At 63.5% G+C, this 11653-nt stretch carries 9 protein-coding genes and 1 pseudogene; 3 read left to right on the top strand and 7 right to left on the bottom strand.

Annotated features, from left to right (window positions below; translation table 11 throughout):
• Nucleotides 1-8: 8 nt before the first annotated feature.
• From ACTQ49_RS06125 to ACTQ49_RS06145, 5 genes are all read right to left on the bottom strand, one after another.
• Nucleotides 9-1226, bottom strand: coding sequence for a tyrosine-type recombinase/integrase (locus ACTQ49_RS06125; protein WP_441826958.1), 1218 nt, complete (start codon nucleotides 1224-1226; stop codon nucleotides 9-11).
• Nucleotides 1213-1440, bottom strand: a complete 228-nt coding sequence (locus ACTQ49_RS06130) for a helix-turn-helix domain-containing protein (protein ID WP_441826959.1) — start codon at nucleotides 1438-1440, stop codon at nucleotides 1213-1215. Before ACTQ49_RS06130 ends, ACTQ49_RS06125 begins: the two co-directional genes overlap by 14 nt.
• A gap of 63 nt (nucleotides 1441-1503) precedes the next feature.
• Nucleotides 1504-2958, bottom strand: coding sequence for a replication initiator (locus ACTQ49_RS06135; protein ID WP_441826960.1), 1455 nt, complete (start codon nucleotides 2956-2958; stop codon nucleotides 1504-1506).
• Nucleotides 2955-4394 (bottom strand): FtsK/SpoIIIE domain-containing protein, encoded by a 1440-nt coding sequence (locus ACTQ49_RS06140; protein WP_441826961.1) that lies wholly within the window; start codon nucleotides 4392-4394, stop codon nucleotides 2955-2957. The genes ACTQ49_RS06135 and ACTQ49_RS06140 overlap by 4 nt, the downstream gene beginning before the upstream one ends.
• Nucleotides 4395-4396: 2 nt before the next feature.
• On the bottom strand, nucleotides 4397-4801 hold the full coding sequence (locus ACTQ49_RS06145; RefSeq protein ID WP_441826962.1) for a hypothetical protein: 405 nt from the start codon (nucleotides 4799-4801) through the stop codon (nucleotides 4397-4399).
• 138 nt (nucleotides 4802-4939) lie between these two features.
• Here ACTQ49_RS06145 and ACTQ49_RS06150 point away from each other — a divergent pair, with 138 nt between their 5' ends.
• From ACTQ49_RS06150 to ACTQ49_RS06160, 3 genes are read left to right on the top strand one after another with little or no spacing between them, the layout of a single operon-like run.
• A complete protein-coding gene (locus ACTQ49_RS06150) occupies nucleotides 4940-5587 on the top strand; it encodes a GntR family transcriptional regulator (RefSeq protein ID WP_441826963.1) in 648 nt (215 codons plus the stop codon).
• Nucleotides 5588-5613: 26 nt separating this feature from the next.
• Nucleotides 5614-7608 (top strand): site-specific DNA-methyltransferase, encoded by a 1995-nt coding sequence (locus tag ACTQ49_RS06155; protein ID WP_441826964.1) that lies wholly within the window; start codon nucleotides 5614-5616, stop codon nucleotides 7606-7608.
• Nucleotides 7605-10175, top strand: coding sequence for a DEAD/DEAH box helicase family protein (locus tag ACTQ49_RS06160; protein WP_441826965.1), 2571 nt, complete (start codon nucleotides 7605-7607; stop codon nucleotides 10173-10175). Before ACTQ49_RS06155 ends, ACTQ49_RS06160 begins: the two co-directional genes overlap by 4 nt.
• 131 nt (nucleotides 10176-10306) lie before the next feature.
• Here ACTQ49_RS06160 and ACTQ49_RS06165 read toward each other — a convergent pair whose 3' ends face one another.
• Both ACTQ49_RS06165 and ACTQ49_RS06170 read right to left on the bottom strand, forming a co-directional pair.
• On the bottom strand, nucleotides 10307-11242 hold the full coding sequence (locus ACTQ49_RS06165; protein ID WP_441826966.1) for a DUF2971 domain-containing protein: 936 nt from the start codon (nucleotides 11240-11242) through the stop codon (nucleotides 10307-10309).
• A gap of 77 nt (nucleotides 11243-11319) precedes the next feature.
• Nucleotides 11320-11653: pseudogene (locus ACTQ49_RS06170) on the bottom strand (transposase); the annotation flags it as partial.

An 11653-nucleotide genomic window follows, 5' to 3' on the forward strand; every position in this document is an offset into this window, starting at 1 on the left:
GAACATGGTCATCCCGGCTTCTTTGCCAAGTCCCACAACAGCCCGCCCACCTGGTTGGCGACGGTGGCGCGGATCGGATCAGTGACGTGCTGGTAACGGGCAGCCATGGCCGTGGACGACCAGCCCATGATCCCCATCACTGTCCGCTCCGGGACACCCAGGACGAGGAGCACCGTCGCGGCTGTGTGGCGAGCATCGTGCAACCGGGCGTCACGGACGCCAGCCTTCTGCAGCAGTACCTTCCAGCGGTGGTAGTCGGTGTTCGGGTTGATCGGCTTGCCGGTGGGGCCGCAGAAGACCCACTCCCCCGGCTCCCAGAGATTCGCCGCGAACGCCCGCGCTTCCTCCTGCTCGGCACGATGACGCTTCAAGATCTGGGCCAGTTCTTCCGGCAGGCCAATCGCACGACGGCCAGCGACTGACTTGGTGGGCCCGTGATCCGGATTGGTCTGCACCCGATCAGGGCAACGGCCGGGAGTCTTGCCGCAGGCCGTCTTGCACCCGTGGGCGTACACCGGGCGAGGCCGACTGCCAGCCACGAAGATCAGGCCCCGCTCGAAATCTACGTCCGTCCACCGCAGCCCCAACGCCTCCCCTTGGCGAAGGCCGAGCGCAAGGGCAACGGCCCACCGGGCACCGTTCGGTTCGGTCTCGGCTGCAGCCAACAGTTGCTGAACTTCCTCCAGCGACAGCGGTTCGACCGGTTCGGGCTCAATCCGAGGCGGACGGGCCAGGGCGGCGACATTCCGCGAGACATGCCCGCGTCGGACGGCCTCCCCCAGCGCGGTCCGCATCGTCCTGTGCACCTGGTGTGCGGTCGCCGGCTTGGCGCCGTTGTCGATCATCTTCCGGTAGAGCCGTTCGAGGTGCTCGGGCTGCAGACGATCGAGCTTCTGCTTTCCCAGCCCGGGAATCAGGTGCTTCTCGATCGCGGTCCGATAGGCGGCGGCGCTCGACGGGCGAAGGTTCGGTTCAGCGATCACGTCGAGCCAGTGGCGCAGCCACGAGGCGACGGTCCACTTCTGCCCCACCTTGGCCACGGCCCCGGAGTCACGCAGCTTCTCCAACTCCCGCACCTTGCGGGTCACTGTGGCGCGGTCCTTGCTCATGGTGTGACGACGATCGAGCGTGCCGTCATCGCGAAAGCCGACGGTCACACGGCCATGCCAGTAGCCGTCCTTGCCCTGGTAGATGCTCGAAGCCTGATTGGGACTACGCGACGCCATCGCCAGTCCGAATCTGCTCGACGTCTGCCCGCAGACGGTTGACGTACTCGCTGACGGCTTCAGCCGGGACGCGACGCAGGCGCCCAACTGTGACGGATTCGATCTCGCCAGTGAGCACGAGGTGGTAGGCCGTGGAGCGACCGACGTTCAGAATCTCGGCGACCTCCTCAACCTTGAGCAGCAGGCGGGGCGGGGTGACGGTTGCAGCGGACATGACGGGTTCCTTCCAAGGTGGGTGACGGGAATGAGGCAGCAAGTTGCTGCCCAAGCGCTGGGACTACGGCGGAGCTGCTGAATTGACGCCCAGGGCCTCCGCTCGGGCGTACTCGGCCCGCCAACGGGCACGCTCCTGGATGCCGTGCAGGATCGTGCGCGTGTACAGACCAGGAGTGACTTCGACGGGATGCCACTCGTAACGAGGCTGACCGTCGTCGGCCTGCACCTCGGCACTGATCCGCTCGATCTCCGGAGCGGTGATTCCCGCTTCGGCAAGGGCTTCACGAACCACGGCGGCCCGATCGGCGCGGTGCCGCTTCAGAGTCTTGCCCGACCACTTGCGCGAGACGAGGCAGCGACGGCCGCCGAGGCCCAGGTGCTCGCGGTCGTGGTGCTTCTTGGGGCACGAGCCGGGCACCATCCCCTCGACAGCCCCGGCAGGCTGCACGCCGTAGAGCAACCAGTTGGAGCACTGCTCGGAGCACGGCAGCCAGCGCAGCTCGGCATGGAGCCGGTCGATGTGCGCCTCATAGGCGGCGTCGACCTCGTCGCCATCCGCGAAGGGTTCGGCAATGGACTTGTTGAGGTACTTGACCAGGTATCGCACGGCCCGGTCGGCGTCCTCGGAGGGGGCGATGATGCCCTTGATGTCGGTCTGGGTACCGAAGCGCATGATGTGTGCGGGGCGGGCGTGGGGATCTGCGTCGAGGGTGTCCATCGCCTCCTCCCACGTAGGCAGGATGGCTCCGGTCTGCGGATCGGCGTAGTCGGTGCCGGTCCAGATGGGCGGGTTCTCGACCGAGAAGAGCGCTCGGTCGAATCGAGGCCACCACACCTGCAGGTAGACGGCACAGGCAACCTGCCGCAGCACGTCGCGCGGGATGGCTCCCCGGATGGCGGCGTGCACGTGGGGCGCCAGGCGCCTCTGAGGCTCCACGGCGCTGAAGTACTGCACGTCGTAGCCGGCGCAACGCCGCAGGGCCTTCCAGAACTGATCCACGAGCCGAGAGAAGAACAGGGCGTCCAGGGCGGCGCGACGGTAGTCGTAGCGCGCCGGGTCGGCCGGGATGCCGCTACCGGGGATGATCGCGCCGTAGCTGGGCAGGGTGAGCGTGACGAACATCGACGGCCGGTAGGCCTTGCCGTCGGGCGTCTCGAAGGCCTGGCCGATCGTGCGGGAATCCATGGGCACTCGCGGCAGGTTGGGCGCGTCTTGGCGGCGACGAGTGGAGCGCACGCGACGCTCGGCACCCGAGGCCGGCCGGGTGACCTCCACCGGGGCGCGTTCGGGCTCGTGGTCCAGGTGCCAGCCTTCGCGGCACTGGTGCATCCGCAGGGTGCGGGCCTTGTGGGCGCAGGCCGGGCAGCGGGAGTCCAGGGTGGCGCCGCAGGCCATGGCGACGGTCTGTTCGGTGCCGGTCTGTCGGTCGTGGACGCGGCGGATCACGGGTCGACGGCACACGCCGTGGTCGTCGGCCAGTTCCGCGGCCATCGCCGCCGTGATCGTGCTGGTCATGCTGCTTCACTCCTCTCGGTACGGGTACGACGGCTACGGGTCGCGGGCTGGATGTCCGGCACGACGATGGGGATCTGGATGGGCGCCGGGAACCGCTCGGAGGCCTCCCGGATCTGCTCGTCGGAGACATAGGTGGCTCGGACGCGGGTGACCAGGCCGGTCTCGTCGATGACGTAGGCGACGCCGGGAGTGGTCCGGGAAATGTCCTGGCAGCGGGCACCGGCGCGGACCGCGTCGTGGGAGAGCATCATGGCCGCCTCCTCCGGACCGTTGAGCCGCAGCCCCACGGCCTGCGTGAACAGGTTCCGCAGCTTCAGGACCTCCTTGCGCGGGTCCTGCAGGAAGCCGTGGACGTAGAAGCCGACGGCCCGGCCCTGGGTGAGCAGGACGGCCAGCGCGGCCTCGGCGCGGCGCATGAGGTCCCGATCGGTGGAGTAGGCCACCAGAGCGGCGAGCTCGTCGACGACGATCATCACCATCGGCTCCTCCAGCGAGGCCGTGTGACTCCGGACACTTCCGGCCATCCGCTTGGCACGCTCCTGGCACTGTCCGGCGGCTTCCTCGAGGAGCACGACGGCCTCGGCAGGTTCGGTGGCGAGCCGGGTGAACAGCGGGCGCCCCATGGACAACTCCATGCCGCCCTTGAGGTCGACGCCCTGCACCTGCACACGGCCCGTCGCGATGTTGGGAAGCTGACTCCACACCAGGCTCCACAGCATCGAGCCCTTGCCCGAGCCGGTCGCCCCGCCGAAGAGAGTCGAAATCCGCAGGTTGAGCCGCCAATCGCGACCGTCCTCGGTAAGCCCCATCCGGGCGACGTCAACGGGCACCCCTTCCCCACTCACAGGGAGAACGGGAGGCAGGGGCACCATCAGCGCGTCACCGAAGCTGAACACCAGCTCCACCCCGGTACGGGCGGCATTCGGCACCACGCGCAGCCGATCGGCATCCACGGCGGCACGCAGCACCTCGCTGGCCGACTCCCCGTCCGCGACGGTCTGCCCCAGCAGGAGCCCGGGGCGGGCCACGAGTTGGCCCAGTTCATTGAACTCAAGGCCATACAGCGGAGGGACGGCGGTGGAACCGTCGCCACTCACAGAGCGACGGGCGAGGCCCGCGGCCACCATGTAGTCCTGCCACCGCTTGTCGAAACGACGGAGGGCAGCTCGTTCCGCACGTGGACGACGGGCATAGGCCACCAGTCGATCGATGTCCTCCCAGGGCAGCTCGATCGACAACCAGGCGAAGCCGATGGCGAGAACTACGACCACGCTCAGGTTCAAGTACAGGTCGCCGAATCCGGCATTGGCCCACGTGATCAGGCCACCGAACCAGACGATCGCGAGGAAGGTCAGCCGCTTGACCCCGAGCAGCCAGCTGGTGACCCGCACGATCCACACCGGGACCACACGGGTCATCACCCAGTAGGTGCGCATGGTCAGGCAGCCTTGCTGTCGCGGCCGGTACGCGGAGCGGCCAGGCCGGTGGCGCGCAGCGAGTAGGCGATCTTGGAACGGCCGTTGCCGACCTCCTTGATGTACGGCGTGACCGTCAGACCCTCGAGGTATACGGGACGAATCGGCGCGTTAGTCAGGGCATCCGGGGGCACAGGCTGCACCGGCGCCGCGACCTTCACCTTCAAGGTGCGCTCACGCGCCTCGGGGTCGAAGTCCATGGCATCCACCTGCCACAGCAACTCCCCCGACTCCTTGTCCCGCGCCTGTACCTTGTTCTCGCGCGTCGAGCGATCGAAGTCCAGAACCGGCGTCACCTCCCCCACCAGCGCCACACCGAACGGGAAGACGGAACTGCACTCGACCTGGAACGGTCCCTGCACACTCATGCGGATCTCCTTTCGTTTGCCGACGTTCATGCCGACATCCAGAAGACTGCATCACCTTTGGCAACACTGTCAATACTCTTGCGCCATCGAGGCAGCTCTTATGGCTGGATTCCGTTCGCCTGACGTAGCGTTTGCGCCATGAGACCCCTCGACCCCAACGACTCGCGGCCGCCGTATCTGCAGTTGTCAGATCGAATTCGTGAGGCTATTGAGGATGGGGAATGGTCGCCAGGCGAGAGGCTCCCGTCAATCAAGGAACTGGCTGAGTCAACACAGTTGGCGACGGTTACTGTCCAACAGGCCCTGAAGCCGCTGAAGAGCGAGGGTCTGGTGGTCTCTCGCCAGGGCTCCGGGAACTACGTTCGCAGCACCGACGCCATCGGTCCCGATCTGGCCGCAGCACTCGCAACTGAGCTCTCACAAGGCGGTAAGGAACCAATCCGTTACGTCGGACGAACAGGCCAGCCCTTCCTGATGCTCGCGCCGATGAACCCGAAGAAGGTGTCTGTCCAACGCGCTCCAAGTGTGGTGGAGCTTCTGGTGACGCACCCAGCGCCGCAGTTGCGAGAGCAGCTGGAGGCCCGGTTTGGACCCGGCGTGCTGGTACGCGTGCACCGAGCCAGGTACCTTCCGGACTTCGCAGCCGTCCAGACGAGCCGAAACGGCTTCTTCATGGCACCCGACGGGGAAGACTCCCTACTCAACCCGCGCAGCGTGTGGCACTTCTCCACCGCCCCGGGCGCGGACATGTTCACGAAGTGGTTCCGCGACCGCAGCCAGCACTGACCACCCCTGCCAAAGATTGGACCCCCGTGGCAAAGAAGCAGCGCCTAGAGCTGACTTGGTACAACAAGGACCGAGCCCTCATCCCCACTGAGGACGGCAAGTATGGGTACACCTGGGTTCACCCATCCGACCCCCGGTTCTGCGAAACCCGACCTTTGGTGATGGACAGCTATGTCCTGGGCACTCAGTCACCTAAGTCCGACGACTATGTGTACAGCGAGCGGGCCGACTTGGTCCCCACCGAGGACAACCTGCTGATCCGGGGAGAGTCTGGTGACGTCCTCGCGGCGCTTACCCGGGTCCCCGAGCTGGCTGGACGCTACGTGGGCCAAGTGAAGTTGATCTACATCGACCCGCCCTTCAACACCGAGCAAACGTTCGCACACTACGAGGACAACCTCGAGCACTCCATCTGGTTAACGATGATGCGCGACCGGCTCTTGCACATGAAGCGTCTGCTCCGTCCTGATGGCTCGATCTGGGTCCACCTTGACCATGCGGAGAACCACCGCATGCGCCTGCTCCTTGACGAAGTTTTCAACGCCCAAAACTTTATGGCGGAGGTCGTCTGGCAGAAGGCTGACTCCCCCCGACGGGGGGATGGATTCTCCACAGATCAGGACGTTATCCTCGTCTACCGGAAGTCGGAACAGTTCTCACCGCAGAAGTCGCTGCGAACAGCGGCAGACAATGCTCGGTTCAAGAATCCAGATGGCGACCCTCGTGGCCCTTGGTGGGACGGGGATCCATCAGGAAACCACGGCGACGGCTCCGGGGGCATGTGTTACGCGATCCAGAGCCCCTTGACGGGCGAAATGCTGCGCCCTCCAGCTGGAGCATCGTGGCGCTACTCGCAGGCTCGCATCCTCGCCGCCCTAGAAGACTGGGTCCCCTACAGGTTAGAGAATCTTCACGACGCCGATTGGCGAGCCGATAACGAGGGCGTGCCCCGTGCGAAAGCTTCCGACAATGTCTGTGCCCTGGTTCTCGCTGTGCCCTTGGAAGAAGCCCAGCGTCTTGTCTCGGAACGTCGTGCCGCCGGCAATTGGCCCGAAATCCTCATCAGAAGCTCCGGGGGCATCGGGCGCAAGGCCTACATCCCCGTAGAAGGAAACAACCCTCGAACCTGGTGGCGTAACGAAGAAGTCGGCCATAACCGCGCCGCGAAGAGCGAGATAAAGGCCCTCTTCCCTCGAAGGCCCCCCTTCGCCACGCCCAAGCCGGAGCGGTTGCTGGAACGGGTGATCCAGATCGGCACCCAGCCAGGTGACATCGTGCTCGATGTCTTCGCGGGGTCCGCCACAACTGCAGCCGTGGCCCAGAAGATGGGTCGGCGCTGGGTCACATGCGAGCTGCTCGAGAGCACCTTCGAAGAGTTCACTCGCCCCAGACTGATCAAGGTAGTCGAGGACCAAGACCCTGGCGGTGTTACCCGAACAGCGGGCGAGCGAATCCCGGCCGCTGGAGTGGATCTGCCCGACGGCACCGACCCGGCGGACGCCGCCAAGTTCACGAGCTTCTTGAATAGGCTGATCTCAGACGACCCCGACCTGAAGAAGTCCCCCATCATCAAGGACCTGAAGGCCAAGGCCAAGACAACGCGCACCAAGACCGTCGTGAACTGGCGCGGCGGAGGGGGCTTCCAGGTTGCGCACCTGGCACCAGCTTGCTTTGACTACGACCAAGACCTGGATCGTGTGGTTTTGACCGAGAACGCCACAGGCGAGGCGCTGATCAACTCCGTCGCCGCGAACCTGGGCTTCACTCGTCTGCACCCCGACGATGACGTGGTCTTTGAAGGCCGGCGCGGCCGCACCTTCCTCAAGGTGCACGAAGGCGTCCTCGATGTTCCGCAGTGCGACGAGTGGATCGCCCAGCTGGATGACGGCGCGAAGCTCCTGATTGCGACAACCGGTCTTGTCGACGGCGTCCGCGAACATCTCCGACGGCGTGGTCATGGCTCCCAGGTGAAGCACATTCCCGATGACCTGTTCCGATACAGCCAGGAGAACGACCAGTGAGCGGCTTGGACATCAACTTCGACCAGGCAGACATTGATGCCATCTCGTCTGACTTCGACCTTCGCGGCCCCAACAAGAAGGCTCTGAGGGCCTTGGTCATGGCGCTCACCGAGGACGACTTCGACCCGTCCGTCACGCAGGTGATGAACCTGGCAACGGGGGCCGGCAAGACCTACCTCATGGCGGCCTTCATTGAGTACCTCCGCCGTCAGGATGTCGAGAACGTCATGATCGTGACGCCCTCGCTCACGGTTCAGAACAAGACCGTTCAGAACTTCACCCACGGAACGCGCCGCTACATCGCGGGAGCCCCTGTGCCTCCCGAGGTAACGACGCCGCAAGACTACTCCGCGTGGAGAGCGCGGCAGAACGGGCCTGCTGAGCTTCAATATGGGCACGACCGCCCGATGATGACGTTCATCTTCAACATTCAGCAGCTCATTGCGCCCAAGTCGCTGGAGGGGGCAACACATGGTGGAACCAACGTCGCGGCGCAGCTTCGTACACGTCGTTTCGATGAGTCTTCCGGCGCGTTGTTCGAGTACTTGCAGACTCGTCGCGATCTGGTCGTGATTGCCGACGAATCCCACCTCTACGGACCGTCAGCACAGGCCTTCTCTGCAGCGCTTCGGGAGCTGGACCCGGCGGCGACGATCGGGCTCACGGCATCGGCTTCGCCGGAGGATCATGTTGTCTTCAAGTATCCGCTTTACCAGGCGATTGCAGACCAGTTTGTGAAGACCCCCGTCCTAGCATTCCGCAAGAGCGGCTACGGTTCAGATCAGGCGTCGGAAGAGCAGCAGCTGCGCGACGCGCTGACGCTTCGGTCGCTCAAGCAAACGCACTACGACGCTTGGACGCAGGTGCACTCTCTGCCTCACCTCAATGCCGTCGCCTTCATCGTCTGCGCGGATGTGGCGCACGCCACGCAGGTCGCCGAACTCCTCCGAAGCCCCGGCTACCTGGGGCAGGACTCTGCTGTCCTCCAAGTCGACAACACCCACAACGATGCAGGTACTCAGCTGCAGCTCGATCGACTCGACGAGGCCGACTCGAACGTGCTCGCCGTAGTCAGTGTGAACAAGCTGAAGGAGGGATTTGACGTCAAGAACATTGCTGTAATCGTCACCCTTCGAGCGATGGCCTCCGAAGTGCTCACCCAACAGACCATGGGTCGCGGTCTCCGCCTTCCGTTCGGCAAGTACACCGGCGTTGCCCAGATCGACCAGCTCGACATCGTGAGCCATCGGTCCTTCGAGGAGCTTTTGAAGGCCGAAAACGTTCTGGACCAATTCGGCCTGGCCGAAGATGCCCCAGCCAGTGCCGTAGCGGCGATGGCTTCTCAGATCCGTAATGCTGAGCAGGTGCAGACGGGGGGAGTTTCCGGCGCCGAGCACGCGGATGTGGTGGAGCCGATGTGGGCGCACGAAACCCAATCTCCCCAGCCTGGCGGGGTTTTTGCCGCAGTCACGGTCGATTCGGCCGAGACTGGTGCGCCCATGGCAGTGACCCTGATCGATGATGACGCCGACCTGGCCACGATCCTGCCGCCCAATCCCGAGCCGGTCGTGGTCTCGATGAATCCGCAGTTCGCCGGCAAGACGTTCACCTTTCCCGTCACGACGATGGTGACTCAGGTGCCGCCCTTTTCGTTGGCGTTAATCACGCCTCAAGCGCTGCGCGAAGCGGCCCAACGAGTCACATCGAGTGGTGAACTGATGGTGCGAAAGGAGATCGTCGCCGGCGTTCGTCGCAAGCTGCGCGTCGTCGATGCCGAGGGAGCCGAGGTCGAAAGCATGCCGGTAAGCGCCGAGGACGCCCAGACAACGCTCCTCAAGCTGCTCGCCGATTCGCAGGTGATCCCCACAACAGCCGAGAACATCAGGCTGGCAAAGGCTCACATCCTGCCGAACTTCATACCGGCAGTGACCTTCGAGCAATGGACCGTGAAGTCCGTGACGTCTGCCGTGCACGAGCTCGACAGCCTCATCCGGCGCGAAGTGTCCAAGCTCCTGGCTCAGACTCATGTCGTCACGGAGATTCACCCGCAGACGCTGCCCATCGAAAGCGAGTTCTACCTCCCGCTGGGGGAGTACATCCACGACCAGATCGACAACCGCCAAGAGTTCGTCCGGGGCCGCTACTACAACGGCTGGTTCAAGTCTCTATTCGATGCGGAGTCGTTCGACTCGTGGTCAGCTGAGTACCAGCTCGCGAAGCTCCTGACCATCTCGCCAAACATCGTCTGGTGGAAGCGCCTGCATCCATCCGAAGGCGCCTCCATCCACTACACAGTCCAGAAGCGCTACTTCCCCGACTTCGTTGCCTACGACACCAATGGTGTCCACTGGATCATCGAGGGCAAGGACGCACGCGGTCGTGACAACGCCGAGGTTCAATCCAAGCGCGAGGCAGCCCAACAGACCGTAATCCATGTCTTGGCCCACGAGGCGTTCGAGGACCAGCGGTGGGGCTACCTGATCGCGTACGAGGACGACATCCAGCGTGCAGACACCTGGGACGACCTCAAGTCGATGGCGTCGCCTGTTGCCCCACCAGGGATCTGACATGCCGACCGATGGCTGGTGAGTTGGGCTCTACTTAATCAAGGCCTCGCTGCGCTCGCCTGCCGATGCGGCCCGTGTCCTCGCTCGCTGCGGGTCGTTTGCTGCAGGCCGTCCGTGGCGGACCCTTGGCGCTAGCTTCGGTAGGGGATGTTAGGAATGGTCACAGCGACAGGAGGAGCTTCCATCGCATAGACGACGGTCTCGATACGACCATCATCGTATTCGACCTCCTCCGAGTGAACGTTGTAGCCGAAACCATTCTGTTCCAGGAGAAGATGAATTGAATTGATCTCCTTGGGACTTGCGCCCGGACCCAGCCGAATCTCTTTAATTGGCAGCGGAGACGGCTCCGACACCACCTCCCCCCATCTAGATGCCCCCGTCAGCCTGACATATGGCGTCACACCGAACGGCCCACTGCGAAACTTGATAGCATCCCGAGAATTGGGAAAGACAACTATCCTCTCTTCACGCTCATCCTCGAACGCAGAGTGCTTGTAGTGAGCCCGCGCCACCTCATACGCGTTGCCGAAATCTCGATAGAAGCCACCCTCATCAGACTCATACTTATCCAAAGCGGCGGTGATATCATCCTGTAGCCCCCAGGGAATACTATTGTCGGAAATATATTCTACTGCATCCCATTCTAAAACTTTCGCAGTCTCGACGAGAGGCTTCTCGGATAGTACGCCGAGTGGCGACTTAGGATCCATACCGATTGCAACTGCCCGTCTAGACTTGCCATAATTTCGCCACAACGTGAGACAGTTTCCGTCACCGGACGCGCAGGCGACGAACTGAAGCATGCCATTGACGTTCGTATCTCGTCCGACCCAATTCTCGCCCTCATATATCGAGAAGAGCTGATCTACGAGACTCACATCAAAGGGCAGCGAATCACCCTGCCGATGAAGGAAAGCTCCCAGCGCCGCAAGCAAGAACCGCCCTTCTCCTGGGTCGTTCATAAAATCACAATGCCCCGCCCAGAGTTCCCGTTTTTCAACGATACCCAACAGACCTGAAATGTCTGTATAGTGCCACACGAGATCGTTTGTTCTGTCGCTCATGGAGAAGAGCATATTACTTGGTCATGAGCCTGTCGCGCAGGACGCGCAACCTGCCCAAAGGAGACGTTCAGACCACTCTAGTGCCCCGTGTGTGAAGTTGTTGGACGGTTGGCTTTGGCGAGGATTTCGTCGGCGGTCTTGGTCCAGATGAAGGGGTGGCAGCGGTCGTTCCAGCCGTTGACGAAGGCCCGGATCTTGGCGTTGAGGTCCTTGACCGACGGGAACACTCCGCGGCGGATGGCTTGTTTGTCGATGATCCCGAACCAGACCTCGACCAGGTTCAGCCATGACCCGCTGGGGGGGTGAAGTGGACGTGGATCCGCGGGTTGGCCGCCAGCCAGTCACGCACCTCGACACGTTTGTGGGTGGCGTAGTTGTCCATCACCAAGTGCAGCTGCTGGTCGGGATAGG

Source organism: Luteococcus sp. Sow4_B9, from assembly GCF_052116585.1.
Classification (GTDB): Bacteria; Actinomycetota; Actinomycetes; order Propionibacteriales; family Propionibacteriaceae; genus Luteococcus.

What these genes read in the sequence shown, in the direction of transcription:
- ACTQ49_RS06165 (WP_441826966.1), bottom strand. Translation starts at nt 11,242, where the DNA reads ATGAGCGACAGAACAAACGATCTCGTGTGGCACTATACAGACATTTCA.
- ACTQ49_RS06130 (WP_441826959.1), bottom strand. Translation starts at nt 1,440, where the DNA reads ATGTCCGCTGCAACCGTCACCCCGCCCCGCCTGCTGCTCAAGGTTGAG.
- ACTQ49_RS06150 (WP_441826963.1), top strand. Translation starts at nt 4,940, where the DNA reads ATGAGACCCCTCGACCCCAACGACTCGCGGCCGCCGTATCTGCAGTTG.
- ACTQ49_RS06135 (WP_441826960.1), bottom strand. Translation starts at nt 2,958, where the DNA reads ATGACCAGCACGATCACGGCGGCGATGGCCGCGGAACTGGCCGACGAC.
- ACTQ49_RS06125 (WP_441826958.1), bottom strand. Translation starts at nt 1,226, where the DNA reads ATGGCGTCGCGTAGTCCCAATCAGGCTTCGAGCATCTACCAGGGCAAG.
- ACTQ49_RS06145 (WP_441826962.1), bottom strand. Translation starts at nt 4,801, where the DNA reads ATGAGTGTGCAGGGACCGTTCCAGGTCGAGTGCAGTTCCGTCTTCCCG.
- ACTQ49_RS06140 (WP_441826961.1), bottom strand. Translation starts at nt 4,394, where the DNA reads ATGCGCACCTACTGGGTGATGACCCGTGTGGTCCCGGTGTGGATCGTG.